The 16,767-nt window shown below is 69.5% G+C and carries 13 protein-coding genes; 6 read left to right on the top strand and 7 right to left on the bottom strand.

Annotation, left to right across the window (positions count from 1 at the left end):
* Positions 1 to 3: 3 nt before the first annotated feature.
* The 5 genes from PMI14_RS10120 to PMI14_RS10100 form a co-directional block, all read right to left on the bottom strand.
* Entirely contained in the window at positions 4 to 1,458 is a 1,455-nt protein-coding gene (locus tag PMI14_RS10120; protein ID WP_007853571.1) for an efflux transporter outer membrane subunit, read from the bottom strand.
* Complete coding sequence (locus PMI14_RS10115; RefSeq protein ID WP_007853567.1) at positions 1,458 to 4,601, bottom strand: efflux RND transporter permease subunit; 3,144 nt, start codon at positions 4,599 to 4,601, stop codon at positions 1,458 to 1,460. The genes PMI14_RS10120 and PMI14_RS10115 overlap by 1 nt, the downstream gene beginning before the upstream one ends.
* A 27-nt stretch (positions 4,602 to 4,628) precedes the next feature.
* Positions 4,629 to 7,766, bottom strand: coding sequence for an MdtB/MuxB family multidrug efflux RND transporter permease subunit (locus PMI14_RS10110; protein ID WP_007853564.1), 3,138 nt, complete (start codon positions 7,764 to 7,766; stop codon positions 4,629 to 4,631).
* A 36-nt stretch (positions 7,767 to 7,802) separates the two neighbouring features.
* Positions 7,803 to 9,560, bottom strand: coding sequence for an MdtA/MuxA family multidrug efflux RND transporter periplasmic adaptor subunit (locus PMI14_RS10105; RefSeq protein WP_007853562.1), 1,758 nt, complete (start codon positions 9,558 to 9,560; stop codon positions 7,803 to 7,805).
* A gap of 134 nt (positions 9,561 to 9,694) precedes the next feature.
* Positions 9,695 to 10,327: a LysE family translocator gene (locus PMI14_RS10100; RefSeq protein ID WP_007853560.1), complete on the bottom strand. Its 633-nt coding sequence runs from the start codon at positions 10,325 to 10,327 to the stop codon at positions 9,695 to 9,697.
* A 327-nt stretch (positions 10,328 to 10,654) separates the two neighbouring features.
* On the opposite strand from PMI14_RS10100, the gene PMI14_RS10095 reads away from it, so the two are divergent.
* Positions 10,655 to 11,044: a hypothetical protein gene (locus PMI14_RS10095; protein WP_007853558.1), complete on the top strand. Its 390-nt coding sequence runs from the start codon at positions 10,655 to 10,657 to the stop codon at positions 11,042 to 11,044.
* Positions 11,045 to 11,115: 71 nt separating this feature from the next.
* On the opposite strand, the gene PMI14_RS10090 is transcribed toward PMI14_RS10095, so the two are convergent.
* Positions 11,116 to 11,742, bottom strand: coding sequence for an ABC transporter ATP-binding protein (locus PMI14_RS10090; protein ID WP_007853551.1), 627 nt, complete (start codon positions 11,740 to 11,742; stop codon positions 11,116 to 11,118).
* A 101-nt stretch (positions 11,743 to 11,843) separates the two neighbouring features.
* Here PMI14_RS10090 and PMI14_RS10085 point away from each other — a divergent pair, with 101 nt between their 5' ends.
* The 3 genes from PMI14_RS10085 to PMI14_RS35305 all read left to right on the top strand — a co-directional run bounded on the left by PMI14_RS10085 (position 11,844) and on the right by PMI14_RS35305 (position 13,717).
* Positions 11,844 to 12,212: a hypothetical protein gene (locus tag PMI14_RS10085; RefSeq protein WP_007853544.1), complete on the top strand. Its 369-nt coding sequence runs from the start codon at positions 11,844 to 11,846 to the stop codon at positions 12,210 to 12,212.
* A 316-nt stretch (positions 12,213 to 12,528) separates the two neighbouring features.
* Positions 12,529 to 13,437, top strand: a complete 909-nt coding sequence (locus PMI14_RS10080) for a transglutaminase family protein (protein WP_035203162.1) — start codon at positions 12,529 to 12,531, stop codon at positions 13,435 to 13,437.
* Positions 13,438 to 13,546: 109 nt separating this feature from the next.
* Positions 13,547 to 13,717, top strand: coding sequence for a hypothetical protein (locus PMI14_RS35305; protein WP_007853534.1), 171 nt, complete (start codon positions 13,547 to 13,549; stop codon positions 13,715 to 13,717).
* A gap of 105 nt (positions 13,718 to 13,822) precedes the next feature.
* On the opposite strand, the gene PMI14_RS10075 is transcribed toward PMI14_RS35305, so the two are convergent.
* Positions 13,823 to 14,737 carry a LysR substrate-binding domain-containing protein gene (locus tag PMI14_RS10075; RefSeq protein ID WP_007853531.1) on the bottom strand — a complete coding sequence of 305 codons (915 nt, stop codon included), beginning with the start codon at positions 14,735 to 14,737 and terminating at the stop codon, positions 13,823 to 13,825.
* A 124-nt stretch (positions 14,738 to 14,861) separates the two neighbouring features.
* Here PMI14_RS10075 and PMI14_RS10070 point away from each other — a divergent pair, with 124 nt between their 5' ends.
* Entirely contained in the window at positions 14,862 to 15,860 is a 999-nt protein-coding gene (locus tag PMI14_RS10070) for a tripartite tricarboxylate transporter substrate binding protein (RefSeq protein WP_007853526.1), read from the top strand.
* A 5-nt stretch (positions 15,861 to 15,865) separates the two neighbouring features.
* Entirely contained in the window at positions 15,866 to 16,747 is an 882-nt protein-coding gene (locus tag PMI14_RS10065; protein ID WP_007853521.1) for an N-formylglutamate amidohydrolase, read from the top strand.
* The last annotated feature ends 20 nt before the right edge of the window (positions 16,748 to 16,767 follow it).

Genomic DNA, 16,767 nt, shown 5'->3' with positions numbered 1-16,767 from the left:
GCTTCACCTGGCAAGCGGCTCCCAGTTCCCCGCGACGTTCTTGAGCAGGATGTTCACGGCCGCGAGACGGCGGTTCTTCACGTCGATCAGGCTGCGCTGCGAGGACAGCACCGAGGCCTGGGCCGTGATCACGTTGAGAAAGCCCACGGTACCCGCACGGTACTGGTTGTTCACCACGTCCAGCGCGCGCTGGGAGGCGGCCAGGGCCTCGGCCTGCAGCTGCTGCTCCTGCGCCAGGGCGGTAGCGGCCGTGAGGTTGTCCTCCACCTCCTGCAGCGCCGTGAGCACGGTCTGGCGATAGGCGGCCGCGGCCTGTTCGTTGCTGGCGCGGGCCGACTCCACCGCGGCATTGCGCGCGCCGCCATCGAACAGCGAAACCGCGAGCGCCGGGCCCAGCGACCAGAACAGGTTGGGCGCGCTCAGCAGGTTGGAGAGCTCCGAGCCCCGGTAGCCGGCCGAGCCCGACAGCGTGAGCGCCGGGAAGAAGGCCGCGCGCGCCACGCCGATCTGTGCGTTGGCTGCGGCCACGCGGCGCTCGGCCGCGGCGATGTCGGGGCGGCGCTCCAGCAACTGCGAGGGCAGTTGCGCCGGCACGGGTGGCGGGGCCGGCAGCTCGGCCGTGGCCGGCAGGCTGAAGGCCGCGGGCGCCTGGCCCACCAGGGCGGCCAGCGCATGTTCGAGCTGGCTGCGGTTGGTCTCGGATTCGAGCAGCTGCACCTGGGTGCCCTTGTACTGCGCCTCGGCCTGGGCCACGTCGGCCAGCGAGGCCACGCCCGCCGCCTGGCGGTTGCGCGTGAGCTCCCAGCTGCGCGCATAGGCATCCAGCGTCTCGCGCAGCAGCCGGGCCTGGGCCTCGGCCGCGCGCAAAGAGAAATAGGTCTGCGCCACCGTAGCCTGCACCGACAGGCGCATGGCGGCCAGGTCATCGGCGCTGGCCTGGGCGCTGGCGCGCGCAGCGTCCACCGTGCCCGAGATGCGGCCCCACAGGTCCAGCTCCCAGCTCGCATTCAAGCCCAGCGAATGGCTGGTGCTGATGCGCGCATTGCTGCTGCCATCGGCCTGCAGCGTGCTGCCGCTGCGCGCGCGCGAACTGCTGGCGCTGGCGCCCAGGTTGGGCAGCAGGCTGGCGCTGCTGCTGGCCACGGCCGCCTGCGCGGCGCGCAGGCGCGCCAAGCTCTGCGCGATGTTCTGGTTGCCGGCGGCAGCCTGCTTTTGCAACGCATCGAGCGTCGCGTCGCCATACAGCGACCACCATGCTGCCGGCACGGCCTCGCCGCCGCCGGGCTGGGCCGGCTGCCACAGGCCTTGGGCCGCAGCGCCGCTCTCCTTGAACGCCGGTGGGATGTCCATGGCCGGGCGCTCGTAGGCCTGCTGGTTGGCGCAGGCGCCGAGCAGGGCGAGCACGGCCAGCGACAGCGCCAGGCGTGCGGGGGAAGGGAAGAAAAGTGTCGAAGGCATCAATCGTTTCCTTGGAACGCCGCTGCGGCACCGGCGGATGGCGCCGGGTGGCTGCGGCGCCAGCGGCGCGCCATGCGGTGGGCGCCCATGCGCAGGCGGTCCAGCGCCACGTAGACCACGGGCGTGGTGTAGAGCGTCAGCACCTGGCTGAACAGCAGTCCGCCCACGATGGCAATGCCCAGGGGCTGGCGCAGCTCGGCGCCGTCGGCCCGGCCCAGGGCCAGCGGCAGCGCGCCGAAGATGGCCGCCATGGTGGTCATGAGGATGGGGCGCAGGCGCAGGTTGCAGGCGCGGTAGATGGCTTGGGCGGCGCTCACATGCCCGCCACGCTGGCGCACCAGTGCGAAGTCGATCATCATGATCGCATTCTTCTTGACGATGCCGATGAGCAATATCACCCCGATCAGCGCGATCAGCGAGAACTCGGTCTTGAACAGCATCAGCGCCAGCAACGCCCCCACGCCGGCCGAGGGCAGCGTGGACAAGATGGTGAGCGGGTGCACCAGGTTCTCGTACAGGATGCCCAGCACCAGGTAGATGGTGATGATGGCCGCCAGGATCAGCAGGGGCTGCCCCGCCAGCGCATCCTGGAAGGCCCCCGCCGTGCCGCCGAAGGTGCCGCGGATGCCCACGGGCACGCCCAGTTCGGACACCGCGTTGTGCACCGCATCGGTGGCTTGCGAGAGCGAGACGCCGGGCGCCAGGCTGAAGCTCACCGTGCTGGCCGGCGTGCCCCGGTCGTGGCTGACCGACAGCGGCGTGTTGGTCTGCGTGATGCGCGCAAACGCCGTGAGCGGGATCTGCTGGCCCTGGTTGTTCACGAAGAAGAAGCTGCGCAGGGTCTCGGGGTCCTGCAGGTACTGGGGCGCGGCCTCCATCACCACGCGGTACTGGTTGAGCGGGTTGTAGATCACGCCCACCTGGCGCTGGCCGAAGGCGTCGTTCAGGGTCGCGTCGATGGTCGACACCGTGAGCCCCAGGCGCGACGCCGCGTCGCGGTCGATCACCAGCGTGGTCTGCAGGCCGTAGTCCTGCACGTCGCTGTTCACGTCTTCCAGTTCGGGCAGCTGCGACAGGGCCTGGCGGATGCGCGGCTCCCAGGTGCGCAGCTCGGCGATATCGTCGGCCTGCAGCGTGTAGTCGAACGAGGCACTGCTCTGCCGCCCGCCGATGCGGATGTCGCGCTGGGGTGTCATGAACAAACGCGCGCCGGGCTCGTTCTTGAGCTGCTCGCGCAGGCGGTTGATCACCACCTCGGAGCTTTCCTGCCCCGGCCCGCGCTTGAGCGACATGAACATCATGGCCGCATTGCGCTGCCAGCCGCCCGTGAAGCCGGTGACATGCTCCACGGCCGGGTCGGCCTGCACGATGGCCAGAAAGCGCTGCAGCCGCTGCTCCATGGCCTGGAACGAGGTGGCCTGGTCGGCCCGGATGAAGCCCGAGATGCGGCCCGTGTCCTGCTCGGGCATGAAGCCCTTGTCGATGGCGGTGTACAGGTACACATTGCTGGCCACCACGCCGGCCAGCACCAGCAGCACCACGGGCTGGTGGCGCAGGCACCAGGCCAGGCTGCGGCGGTAAGCGCGCAGGGCGCGGTCCTGCAGCCGATCGACCCAGCGCGAAAAACGCGCCCAGCGGGACGGGCTCTGCACCTTGGGGGCCCGGTGCTGCTTGAGCAGGGCTGCGCACATCATGGGCGTGGTGGTCAGCGAGACCAGGAGCGACACCAGGATGGCGGCCGACATGACGATGGCGAACTCGCGGAAGAACCGCCCTACGATGCCGCCCATGAACAAAATGGGCACGAACACCGCGATCAGTGAAATGCTCATGGACACCACGGTGAAGCCAATCTCGCGCGCCCCGTCGAGCGAGGCCTGCAGCGCCGTCTTGCCGCGCTCCATGTGGCGCATGATGTTCTCGAGCACCACGATGGCATCGTCCACCACGAAACCGGTGGCCACGGTGAGCGCCATGAGCGAGAGGTTGTCGAGCGTGTAGCCCGCCAGGTACATGATGCCAAAGGTACCGGCCAGCGACACCGGCACCGCCACGCTGGGGATGAGCGTGGCGCGCGCATTGCGCAGGAACAAAAACACCACCAGGATCACCAGCGCCACGGCGATGGCCAGGGCGCGCTCCACCTCCTTGACCGAGGCGCGCAGCGTGGGCGTTCGGTCCGAGACGATCTCGATGTCGATGGCGGCCGGGATGGAGGCCTTGAGCGCCGGCAGCAGCGCGCGCACGCGCTCCACCGCTTCGAGGATGTTGGCGCCCGGCTGCTTGTACACCTGCAGCAGGATGGCCGGCTTGCCGTTGGCCACGCCGAAGTTGCGCACGTCCTGCACCGAGTCGGTGACCTGGGCCACATCGGCCAGGCGGATGGCGTTGCCGTCCTTCCAGCGCAGCACCAGCGGCGCATAGTCGGCCGCCACGCGGGCCTGGTCGTTGGCGGTCACCTGCCAGTAGTGGTCCTCGCGCTCCACCGAGCCGAGCGGGCGGTTGGCATTGGTGCTGGTGATGGCCGCACGCACCTGCTCCAGCGAGACGCCGTTGGCCGCCAGGCGCAGCGGGTCGAGCTGCACGCGCACGGCCGGCAGCGCGCCGCCGCTGATGGAGGCCTGGCCCACGCCCTCGACCTGCGAGAGTTTTTGCGCCATGACGGTGGAGGCCGCGTCGTACATCTGCCCGCGCGTGAGCGAATCCGACGTGAGCGCCAGGATCATGATGGGCGAATCGGCCGGGTTCACCTTGCGGTAGGTCGGGTTGCTCGGCATGCCCGTGGGCAGCAGCGTGCGCGAGGCGTTGATGGCCGCCTGCACGTCGCGCGCGGCGCTGTCCACCGTGCGGCTCAGGTCGAATTGCAGCGTGATGGAGGTGCTGCCCAGCGTGGAGCGGGAGGTGATCTCGTTGACGCCCGCGATCGCGCCCAGCGCCCGCTCCAGCGGCGTGGCCACGGTGGCGGCAATGGTGTCAGGGCTGGCCCCGGGCAGGCTGGCCGAGACCGAAATGGTCGGGTAGTCCACCTGCGGCAGCGGCGCCACGGGCAAAAGGAAGTACGACACCGCCCCCGCCAGCGCCAGGCCGATGGTCAGCAGCATGGTGGCGATGGGCCGGTGGATGAAGGGGGTGGAGATGCTCACAGCACCCCCTCGCCCTGGCGGGCCAGGCTACGCATGGCTGGCCCCTTCGGCCTGTGCTGCCTTGGCCGCGCGGCGCGCACGCCAGCGCTCGGCCGCGTTCTCGAAGGTCAGGTAGATCACCGGCGTGGTGAACAGGGTCAGCAACTGGCTCACGATGAGCCCCCCCACCATGGTCACGCCCAGTGGATGGCGCAGCTCGCTGCCCACGCCCGTGCCCAGCATCAGCGGCAGCGCACCCAGCAGCGCCGCCAGCGTGGTCATCAGGATGGGGCGAAAGCGCAGCAGGCAGGCCTGGTAGATGGCTTCGCGCGCGGGCAGGCCTTGGTCGCGCTGGGCCTCCAGCGCGAAGTCGATCATCATGATCGCGTTCTTCTTGACGATGCCGATGAGCAGCACGATGCCGATGATGGCGATGATGTCCACGTCGAGCCCCGTGACCAGCAGCGCCAGTAGCGCGCCCACGCCAGCCGAGGGCAGGGTGGAGAGGATGGTGACCGGATGGATGGTGCTCTCGTACAGCACGCCGAGCACGATGTACATGGTGACCACCGCCGCCAAGATGAGCAGCAGCGTGTTCGACAGCGAAGCCTGGAAGGCCAGCGCCGCGCCCTGGAAGCTGGTCTCCACCGACAGCGGCAACAGGCCCGCCTCCTTGGCGCCGGCCTGCTCGGCCTGGATGGCCTTGACCGCGTCGCCCAACGCCACGCCCGGCGCGGTGTTGAAGGAGATGGTGGCCGCGGGCAACTGGCCCACGTGGTTCACGCCCAGGGCCATGGGCCGCTCCTCGATGCGCGCCACGGTGGACAGCGCCACCGGCTTGCCGGCCGTGGAGGTGACGTAGATGTTGTTCAGCGCCTCGGGCCCCACCTTGAACTGCGGCGCCACCTCCAGCACCACGCGGTACTGGTTGGACTGGGTGAAGATGGTGGAGATGAGCCGCTGCCCGAAGGCGTTGTACAGCGCCGTGTCGATGCCCGAGACCGTCACGCCAAGGCGGCTGGCCTGGGCCCGATCGATCTGCACGAAAGCCTGCAGGCCCTGGCTCTGCAGGTCGCTGGCCACGTCGGCCAGTTGCGGCAGGCCGCGCATGCGGCGCACCAGGTCGGCGGTGCTGGCCTGCAGTTGCGCGGAATCGGGCGAGGAGATCAGCAACTGGTACTGCGTGCGCGCCACGCGGTCTTCGATGGTCAGGTCCTGCACCGGCTGGGCGTACAGGCGGATGCCCGGCAGGTCGGCCGTGTCGTCGGCCAGGCGGCGCACCACGGTGGACGCCTTGTCGCGCTCGCCATGGGGTTTCAGGTCGATCAGCAGGCGCCCGGTATTGAGCGTGGTGTTGGCGCCGTCCACGCCGATGAAGGACGAGACGCTTTTCACCGCAGGGTCACGCAGGATGCGCTCGGCCAGCTGCTGCTGGCGCTCGGCCATGGCTGCGAACGAGATCGACTGGTCAGCCTCGGTGGTCGCCTGCAGCGTGCCCGTGTCCTGCACGGGGAAGAAGCCCTTGGGCACCACCATGTACAGCAGCACCGTGAGCGCCAGCGTGGCGATGAACACCACCCAGGTCAGCAGCTGGTGGCCCAGCACCCAGTTCAGCGCGCGGCCGTACTGGGCGATGGTGCGGTCGAAGAAGCGGCCCGTGGCCTGGTACAGGCGGCCATGGCTTTCCTCGGGCGTGTGGCGCAACAGGCGCGCGCACAGCATGGGCGTGAGCGTGAGCGAGACCACGGCCGAGATCAGGATGGCCACGGCCATGGTGATCGCGAACTCATGGAACAGCCGGCCCACCACGTCGCCCATGAAGAGCAGCGGGATCAGCACCGCGATCAGCGAAATGGTCAGCGAGATGATGGTGAATCCGATCTGCTTGGCGCCCTTGAGCGCGGCCTGCAGCGGGTGCTCGCCGTCTTCCACGTAGCGCGCGATGTTCTCGATCATCACGATGGCATCGTCCACCACGAAGCCGGTGGAGATGGTGAGCGCCATCAGCGTGAGGTTGTTGATGGAGAACCCCGCCAGGTACATGATGCCGAAGGTACCCACCAGCGACAGCGGCACCGCCACGCTGGGGATCAGCGTGGCCGAGGCGCTGCGCAGGAAGACGAAGATCACGGCCACCACCAGGCCGATGGCCAGGGCCAGCTCGACCTGCATGTCCTTGACCGAGGAGCGGATGGTCACCGTGCGGTCGGTCAGGATCTGCACGTCCAGCGAGGCCGGCAGTGTGCTCTGCAGCTGGGGCAGCAAGGCCTTGATGCGGTCCACCGTCTCGATCACGTTGGCGCCGGGCTGGCGCCGGATGTTGAGGATCACCCCGGCGCGCGCCCCCGTCTCGGGCGTGCCGGCCCAGGCGGCCAGGCGGGCGTTCTCGGCGTCGTCCACCGTGGTGGCCACGTCGCGCAGGCGCACGGGTGTGCCGTTGCGCAGCGCGATCACCAGATTCTGGTACTCGGCGGCGGACTGCAGCTGGTCGTTGGCATCGATGGTCGATGCGCGCGCCGGCCCGTCGAAGCCGCCCTTGGCCTGCTTGGTGTTGGAGGCCGCGATCACGCCGCGCACGTCCTCCAGCGTCATGCCCACGGCGGCCAGCGCCACCGGGTTGACCTGGATGCGCACGGCCGGCCGGCGCCCGCCCGCAATGGCCACCAGGCCCACGCCCTTGACCTGCGAGAGCTTGGGCGCCAGGCGGTTTTCCACCAGGTCGTTGACGCGGATCACCGGCAGCGAGGGCGAGGTGATGGCCAGCGTGAGGATGGGTGCGTCCGCCGGGTTCACCTTGCTGTAGATGGGCGGCATGGGCAAATCATTGGGCAGCAGGTTGCTGCCGGCATTGATAGCCGCCTGCACCTGCTGCTCGGCCACGTCCATGGCCATGTCCAGCGCAAAGCGCAGGGTGATGACCGAGGCCCCGCCCGAGCTGGTGGAGGACATCTGCTCCAGCCCCGGCATCTGGCCGAACTGGCGCTCCAGCGGCGCGGTGACGTTGGAGGTCATCACGTCGGGGCTGGCGCCCGGGTACAGCGTGGTGACCTGGATGGTGGGGTAATCCACCTCGGGCAGGGCCGAAATGGGCAGCAGCCGATAGGCCAAAAGGCCTGCGATCAGCAGCGCCACCATCAGCAGCGAGGTGGCGATGGGGCGCAGGATGAAGATGCGCGAAAGGTTCATGGCGGCGGTGCCCGCTTCAGAGGAGTCGGGACGGCATCAGCGCGAGGCTGCGGCGCCAGGGGCCGCGACACCGGCGGCCTGCATCTTGCCGCGGATGTAGGCGCGGCGCTCGTCGGGCGCCATGGCCTGCAGCTTCTGACGCTCCTCGGGGCTCATCTTTTCGAGCAGGGCCCGCACCTCGGGCGACATGCCGGGGCGGCGCTCACCATCGGGGGCACCGCCTTCGGCACGCGGGCCGCCGTCAGCGCGCGGGCCGGGCGTTTCACGCGGCGCACCGTCCTGCGCGCCCCGGGGGCCTTCGGCGCTGCGGCCACTGGCAGGGCGCGACGCACCCGGCGCAGGGGCCGAGGCACCGGCCGCAGGCGCAGCCGCCTCACCGCCCACCGTGCCACTGGCTGCGCCCGCAGGCCCGGCGGCACCGGGCTGGTTGCGCTTGCTGCGGAAGAAGGCGCGGCGTTCCTCCTGCGTCATCTTGGCGAGCTTGTCGCGCTCTTCCTGCGTCAGGTTGCGCATCATCGCGGCGCGCCGCGCGCCGGCGTCCTGCGCGGCTTCGTCGGCGCGGGCGGCGGCGCCCGAATCGATCACGGCCACCTTGGCGCCTTCGCGCAGGCGGTCAATGCCGTCTACCACCACTTGGTCGCCGTCCTTGAGCTCGCCCTCGACCGCCACGCGGTCGCCGTCGGCCACGCCCACGCGGATGCGCCGCTGCGTCACCGTGCCATCGGGCTGCACCAGGTAGACGTAGTTGTTCTGGATGGCCGTGCCCGGCACGGTGACCGCGTCCTGCAGCAGGTTGACCTGCAGGCGCACGTTGACGAACTGGTTGGGGAACAGGGTGCCGTCTTCGTTGCCGAAGGTGGCCTTGACCTTGATGGTGCCGGTGGTGGCGTCGATGGCGTTGTCCAGCGCACCCACCTTGCCGCGGCCCAGGCGGCGCTTTTGCTCGCGGTCCCACAGTTCCACGGGCAGCTCGGCGCCCTCGCCCAGGCGCTGGTTGATCTGCGCCAGGTGCGCTTCGGGCACGGAGAACACCGCGTCGATGGGGCGCACCAGGTTGATGGTGACGATACCGTTGGCGTCCGAAGGGCCGACCACGTTGCCCCGGTCGGCCTGGCGCAGGCCCAGGCGCCCGGCAATGGGCGCGGTGATGCGGGTGTAGCTCAGCTGCAGTTTGGCGGCATCCACCTGGGCCTGGTCGGCGGCCACCGTGCCTTCGAGCTGGCGCACCTGGGCGGCCTGGGTGTCCACCTGCTGGCTGGCGATGGAATCCTTGGCCAGCAGGTCCTGGTAGCGCTTGAGGTCGAGCTGGGCATTCTTGAGCAGGGCCTGGTCGCGCGCGAGGTTGCCCTGCACCTGGCTCAGCGATGCCTGGTAGCTGCGGGGGTCGATTTCGGCCAGTAACTGGCCGGCCTTGACCTCCTCACCCTCCTTGAAGCGCAGGCTGGTCAGCTCGCCGCTGACCTTGGCGCGCACCACAGCCGTGGCGCGTGCGCTCATGGTGCCGATGGCATTGACCTGCACACGCACGTCCTGGCGCCGCACCACGCCGACCGACACCGGCTGCGTCTGCCCGCCTGCACTGAAGCGTGCTGGCCCCCGGCCACCGGGACCGCCCGGGCCGCCGCGCCCTGCAGGCGCATCGGCCTGCGCCGGCGCCGCCTGGCGCTGCTTCCACCACAGCCCCCCACCCACGGCGGCCGCAATGAGCACCAGCAGCAGCACCCACCACAGGGCGCGCCCTTGCTGGTGCAGGAAGGGCCGCGCGGGCCGAAGCGAAGAACGAAGGGACAGCATCGTGGGCGTAACAAATGGATTCGTGGCTATGGTAGCCACCCGCCGCGACACTCCGGAGCCCATGCGCCGGGATTTACCCTGCCTTTACCCCCGCTTTACGGCGTTTTCAAGGCAGAAACCCAGCGCAGTGTGGCTCAGCGGTTGGTGGCCAGCAGCAGGCCGCCCGCGCCCATGAAGAAGCCGCCCGTGGCCTTGTTCAGGCGCACCACGCCGCGCGAGGTGCGGATGAAGCGGCGGATCTGCCGCCCGCCGGCCGCATACACCGCCGTGGCCACGAACTCGGCCGCCAGGTACACGCTGCCCAGCACCAGGAACTGGTGCGCCGCCGGCTGGGTGGGGTCGATGAACTGCGGAAAGATGGCCGCGAACAGAATGATGGCCTTGGGGTTGGTGATGCCCAGGAGGAATTCCTGCGTGATCAGTGACCACAGGCGCACCGGCGCCGCGCTCGCAGCCACCTCAGCCCCATCCACAACCTCCAGGCCATTGAACTCGCGGCTGCGCCAGGCACGCCAGCCCAGCCAGAACAGGTAGCAGGCCCCCACCCACTTCACGGCGGTGAAGGCCGCCTCGGACGCCAGCAGCATGGCCCCCAGTCCCACGGCCGACACGGTGAGAAAGATCGCAAACGCCGCCGCCCGCCCGATGGTACCCACCAGGGCCGCACCCACGCCGGCACGGATGCCGTTGTTGAGACCACAGAAGTTGTTGGGGCCGGGCGTCAGCGCGATGGCCACGGCGACGGGGGCGAAAAGCAGGGCGTCCATGGGAAGGCATATCCAGAGAAAACGGCCGCCGGTGCGGCCCAGCCCACCAGTTTAGGGCTTTGCATGCGGTGCTGCAGGGCGCTGGTATTTGCCAGAAGGGTTTGCCGAGCAGCTTTCTGCATTGTGGAATGAACCACGCGTTTGCGGGACCGAAACGATCGTGGACGGACGAGGCGCTGCGGCAGGGCAGCCGGGCCGGCGAGCGGGGGTGGCCATGGCGTGTACGATCTTGCCGCGGTCTTTTCGGGGCCGCCCCTGGTTGCGCGCAGCGCCCGGCGCGACCCTGCCAGCCAGCCATCCTTGCCCTGCCCTGCCCACCGACAAGCCATGCCATTTCCCGAGCCAACGCTTCGCACCGCCGCCCCCACCTGGCTGGCGCCCGTTTTGTTCTGCTGCGCCATCGGCCTTCTGCACGCCCCGGCTTTTGCCCAGGGCGGCGGCGCCAGCAACGCAGCGAAATGCGACCAGGCCGCCCCGGCCATCGAAAAGGCGATCGTCCGCATCCTCAAGATCCCGAAGGCCCGCCTGCAACCCGGCCTGCGCCTGGTGGAAGACCTGGGCGCCAGCGACCAGCGCCTGCCCGGCCTCACCATGCATCTCGAAGACGAGTTCCTGGTCGTGCTGCCGGACGAGCTGGCAGACGGCAGCGGCACGACGATGAAGGCCTATGTGGATGCGCTCCACAAGGCACTGGGCTGCGCTGCACGACGGCAGTAGTGCGCGCCGCCACGCGGGCGGGCGGCCCTGGCCGGGCACGGCCATGGCATGCCCGTGTCAGCGCCCAGGCTTCACCGGTCGGGCAGTGCGATGGTGCTTTGCCAGGGCACGCCCGCCAGCGCGTCGTAGTGCGCGACCACGATGGCCCGGTCCGGCTGCTCCGCCAGGGCGGCCAGGGCCTGCTGCAGGTACTGGATGGAGGGCTTGTCCAGCCCTGCCACGGGCTCGTCGATCAGCGTGAGCGCGGCACCCGAGGCCAGGGCTCCAGCCGTCCACACCTTGCGCCGGGTGCCGGTGGACAGCATCAGGAAGCGCTTGGCCAGGTGCTCCTGCAGGTCGAAGCACTCGATGTGCCGGGCCAGCGCGGCCGCATCGAAGCGCGGGTAGCGGGCGGGCAGCGCGGCCAGCCAGTCCTGCACGCCCTGCTCGTCCAGCGCCCCGGAGCGCGGGTCGCCCCAGAAGACCAGGGCGCGGTAGGCGGCCGGCGCCGCCTGCAGGGAAACGCCTTGCAGCACCAGTTCGCCCGCACCAGCGGCCAGCTCCCCGGCCAGCAGGCGCATGAGCGTGGTCTTGCCGCTGCTGTCGGCCCCCAGCACCAGGGTGGCACCAGGCGGTACCTGGGCAGACAGGCCGTCGAACAGCGGGACTTCGGGGTAGGCAAAGCGCAGGCGGTCGATCTGCAGCAGGGGGGTGGGCATGGATTCGGGTTCCGGGCAAGGCAAGGAAAACGCCGATTCTAGGAATTCGCGCGCCCCGCTGAGACAATGCACGCCCTTTCCCGCCCTGCCCCACTGCCGCCATGCCCCTGAACTACCTGGATTTCGACTACAGCGAAGACTACGAAGGCACGGGCACCTTCGATGCGATGGCAGCCGCCAGCCCGGCGCAGCTGCCGGCCGTGCAGGCCGAGGTCGCGCAGGTGCTGGCATGGGCGCATGTACAGTTCCCCGGCACGCAGGGCCCGGCGGACGAGGGCGGTGAATGGGACTACGACCTCTCTGCCGTGCAGGAAGTGGCAACGCCGCTGGCGCTGGCATTCGACAGCGCCAGCGGCACCATTGCGGTGCATGCGGGCACACCGGCCCCAGCGCGCACCACCGTCACCCTGTCCATCAGCGGTGGCAGCGCCTTTTGCGGCGCCCTGCGCGAGGCCTTCGGGGTGGACTGATCGCCTGTTGCCCACCGCGCGTAAGCGCCGGTTGCAGGGGTGACAGGCGGTCTGCCTACATACAAACCCCTGGCAGGCGCCTACTCTGACAGTGGTGCTGCGGTATGCCGGTGTGGCAGGCCGCGAGCCCTTCCAGAGAGACCCCACCATGCTCGCGCAAGCGTCCTCCATCGCAACCCCTTTCAATCCCCTGGCAGCCCGCCTGCCGTTCGTTGCCGCCAATGGCGAAGCCGGCAACCCGCCTCAGCAGCCACAGCCGGGCGTCTCCCTGCACCCGGCATCAGCCGCCCCCCTGCCTGCCACGGCCGCCCCGTTCATGGCCCATACCAAGGTGCGGCTGGAGCTGGAGATCGAGCTGAACTACGAGATCGACCAGTACGGCGCCGACTTCGTGTTCAACATCCACGCGGCCCATACACCGAGCCAGGCGATCAGCAACGAGCGCCTGGTCATCAACCAGGACGTGCCGCAGCAGATCCATACCGACCCCGCCACCGGCAACCGCTACCTGCGCCTGCACGGCGAGCCCGGGCCGCTGAGCGTGGCCTACTCGGCCACGGTGGACATCAGCCACCACTGCACCGATCCCTCGCAACTGGCCGAAGTGCCGGTTCGGCGCCTGCCGCAGGAGGTCATGGGCTACATCTACCCCAGCCGCTATTGCCAGTCCGACCGCTTGCTGCGCCTGGCGCTCAGCGAGTTCGGTGCCCTGTGGCAGGGTCACAGCCGGGTGCAGGCCATCCGCGACTGGGTGCAAAAGCACGTGGCCTTCACGTCCAACACCTCCAACTCCAACACCTCGGCCGTCGACACCCTGGTGGAGAAGGTCGGCGTGTGCCGCGACTTCGCCCACCTGATGATCTCGCTGTGCCGTGCAGTGAACATCCCGGCGCGCTTTACCACCGGCACGGACTACGGCGCCGACCCGAACCTGGGGCCGCCCGATTTCCACGCCTACGTGGAGGCCTACCTGGGCGACCGCTGGTACCTGTTCGACCCCTCGGGCACCGCCATCCCCATGGGGCTGATCCGCTTTGGCACCGGGCGCGACGCGGCCGACGTGGCGTTTGCCACCATTTTTGGCGGCGTGCGGGCCCAACCGCCCGTGATACGCACCAGGGCGGTGGAGGATGCAGGCCGCGGCTTCGTGCTGCCGCACCACTGCCGCGAGGCCCTGTCCACCGACCACGGGGCGGCTTTTGCCACCCGGTTTGCCGGCAAATAAGGCCTGCAACCACCCTGGTGCGGGCCCGGAAAAACCGCAGTTCTGGGCTTTTGTGCCGACCTATGGCCTAATACGCGTTTTTCCACCAATCTTTTTCCAGAGAATTTCCATGGGCAACAAGATCGTTACCGAAGCAGACCGCAAGCGCACCCCCCGCCCCACGCCCGTGGCTGGCTACACACTGCCCACCGGCGGCCGCGGCCAACGCGTGAGCCTGGAGCGCGGCGTTGCCACGCGCAGCAAGAAGAACCCTGGCAAGCGCTCCAAGAAGGGCGGCTGATCGCCAGATCGCCACGGGTCGGCTGCGGCCGGCACCTTGCAAAAAAGCCCTCTCGCGAGGGCTTTTTGCTTTCCGGGCCGGCTTGCGACACACCCTGGACCCCCGTCACGCAGGCATGGCCGCAATGTCCTGCCGTGCCATCTCCAGCAGCCACTGGCGAAAGACCGGCAGGCTGGCTGCCGGGCGGTGCCCGGGCAGGCGGCACAGGAAGTAGCCGCGCTGCAGGCTGATGGGCAGGTCGAACGGCGTGACCAGGCGCCCTGCATCGAGTTCGGCCCGCACCAGGCAGCGCTGCACCAGCGCAACCCCCATGTCGGCCATGGCCGCCTGGACCAGGATGGACACCTGGTCGAACACCGTCGACAGCTCGGGCTCGGCCCCGGTGGCGCCTGCGGCCCGCAACCACTGCGCCCAGTTGCCGGGCGAGGTGGAATGGGCCAGCAGCGGCTCGGCCGCCAAGTCCGCCGGGTGCTGCCAGCGCTGCCTCGCGGCGCGCGCGGGGTGGCACACCGGCACCACCTCACGGCCAATGACGTAGTCGCACTCCCATCCCGGCCACTGCGCCGGACCGAGGCCCGTAAGGATGGCGGCATGCGGCGTGGGACCCGAAAAATCCTCGTCCTTGCGGTAGGGGACGAAGCGCACGCGCACCTCCGGGTGCCGGGCCTGGAAGTCCGGCAGGCGCGGCACCAGCCACACGCTGGCCAGCGTGGGCACCACGGACAGCACCAGGTCGGTGGTGCGTGAGGGCCCCACGCGCAGCGCCTCGCTGGCCGCCTCGATCGCGGCCAGCGGCTCGCGCACGGCCGCCAGCAATTGCTCGCCCGACTCGGTCAGCTGCATCTGCTGCGCGCTGCGCTTGAGCAGCACCTTGCCATAGTGGCCCTCGAGCCGCGCCACGGCCCGGCTGATGGCGCCCTGGGTCACGCACAGCTCGTCAGCGGCGCGCGAAAAGCTGCCCGTGCGCACCACGGTGACGAAGGCGTGCAGCTCGGACATCGACGGCGAATGCAGGCGCATGGTGCAACCAGGTGGGGAGTTGTATGACCAATGGTAATACAGGAATGCCGGAGTGTCGTTTGCCGCGGGCGGCTGTTCGCCAGAGACTTGCCGGCACCCTTTGGTCACCGAGAGAAACCCCACCATGGCAAGCATCCGCCCCCCTTCTTCCCTCCACCGCAGGGCTGCGTTGCTGGCCCTCGCCCTGACACCGCTGGCTGGCGCGGTGCATGCGCAAGCTGCTTTCCCGGACCGCCCGATCAAACTGATCGTGCCTTTTGCACCCAGCGGCTCCACCGACCTGGCGGCGCGGCTGATCGCCGAATTCGCCGGGCGCGAGCTCGGCCAGCCCATCGTGGTGGAGAACAAGGCCGGCGCCGGCGGTTCGCTGGGCATGGAGCAGGTGGCCAAGGCCCGTGCCGACGGCTACACCCTGGGCATGGCCACCATGAGCACGCACGGCTCCAACGCAGCGGCCTACGGCAGCCGCATGAAATACGACCCGGTGAAGGATTTCACCCCGGTCTCCAACGTGGCCACGGTGCCCAGCGTGTTCGCGGTGAATGCCAATTTCCCCGCCAGGACGATGCAGGAGTTCATCGCGCTGGCCCGTGCCAACCCGGGCAAGTACAACTTCGCGTCCCCGGGCACGGGCTCGCTCGGGCATGCCAACGTGGAGCATTTCTCCAGCCTGGCCAAGATCCAGCTGCTGCACATCCCCTACAAGGGCGCGGGTATGGCGCTCAATGACGCGGTGGCGGGCCAGGTCGATGGCATCACCGACAACCTGCCGTCGGCGCTGCCGCACATCAAGGCCGGGCGCCTGCGGGCGCTGGCCGTGCTCTCGGACACCCGCTCGCCCCTGCTGCCCGACGTGCCGACCTACGGCGACCTGGGCTTCAAGGAAATGGGGGCCGGTGGCTGGTTCGGCGTGGTGGCGCCCGCGGGGACGCCCACGCCCGTGGTCAACCGGCTCAACCAGGCGATCCACGCGGCCATGAAGCACCCCGACTTCATCAAGAAGATGGACGAGGCCGGCGCCACGCTGATCCCCGGCACGCCCGCACAGTTCGGTACGCAGATCCGCCAGGCGCTGGACCGCTATGCCCGCGTGGCCAAGGTCGCCAAACTGACTGCGGAATGATGCACATGGACCTGCACAGCGACGCCCCCACCTTCACCTTGCATGCACCAGTGACGCCGGCCATTCCCCTAGTCTGCGACTCGCCGCACAGCGGCACCACCTATCCCACGGACTTCGGCCACGCGGTGCCGCGCGCCCTGCTGCGCGCGGCCGAGGACACGCACGTGGAGGCACTCTGGCAGGCCGCACCCGAGGTCGGCGCCACCCTGCTGGAAGCACACTTCCCGCGCAGCTACATCGATGCCAACCGCACGCTCGACGACCTGGACCCGGCCTTGCTGGACGCGCCATGGCCCACGCCGCTGGCGCCCGGCGAAAAGACCCGCCTGGGCTATGGGCTGATCTGGCGCAACGTGAACGCCGCCACGCCCATCTACGACCGCAGGCTGTCGGTTGCCGAGGTGCAGGCCCGCATAGCGCGCTGCTACCAGCCCTACCATGCGGCGCTGGCGGCCGCCATCGCGCGGGCGCATGCGCGCTTCGGTGCCGTCTGGCACCTGAACCTGCACTCCATGCCCAACAACGCCTACGAGCGCCTGCAGATCCAGAGCGTGCACCCGCTGGCCGACTTCGTGCTGGGCGACCGCGACGGCACCACCTGTGAACCGGCGTTCGTGGAGCTGGTCGAAAAGGAGCTGAAATCCCGCGGCTACACCGTGGCGCGCAACGACCCCTACAAGGGCGTGCAGCTCATCGCCCGCATCGGCCAGCCCGCGCAGCAGCGGCACAGCATGCAGGTGGAGATCCGCAGGCCGGTCTACATGGACGAGGCCAGCCGCGAGCGCAACGCCCACTTCGAGACGGTGCAGCGCGACCTGGCCGGCGTGCTCCAGGCCATCGCCCGTTACCTGCGCGAGCATGTGGACGTTCGGCAACACGCCCACTGAGTGCAGCGGCGGCTGTTTGG

Source organism: Acidovorax sp. CF316 (assembly GCF_000276605.1).
Lineage (GTDB): Bacteria > Pseudomonadota > Gammaproteobacteria > Burkholderiales > Burkholderiaceae_C > Acidovorax.
Note: the sequence above shows the minus strand (reverse complement) of the source record. Positions and strands in the feature narration are given on the sequence as shown.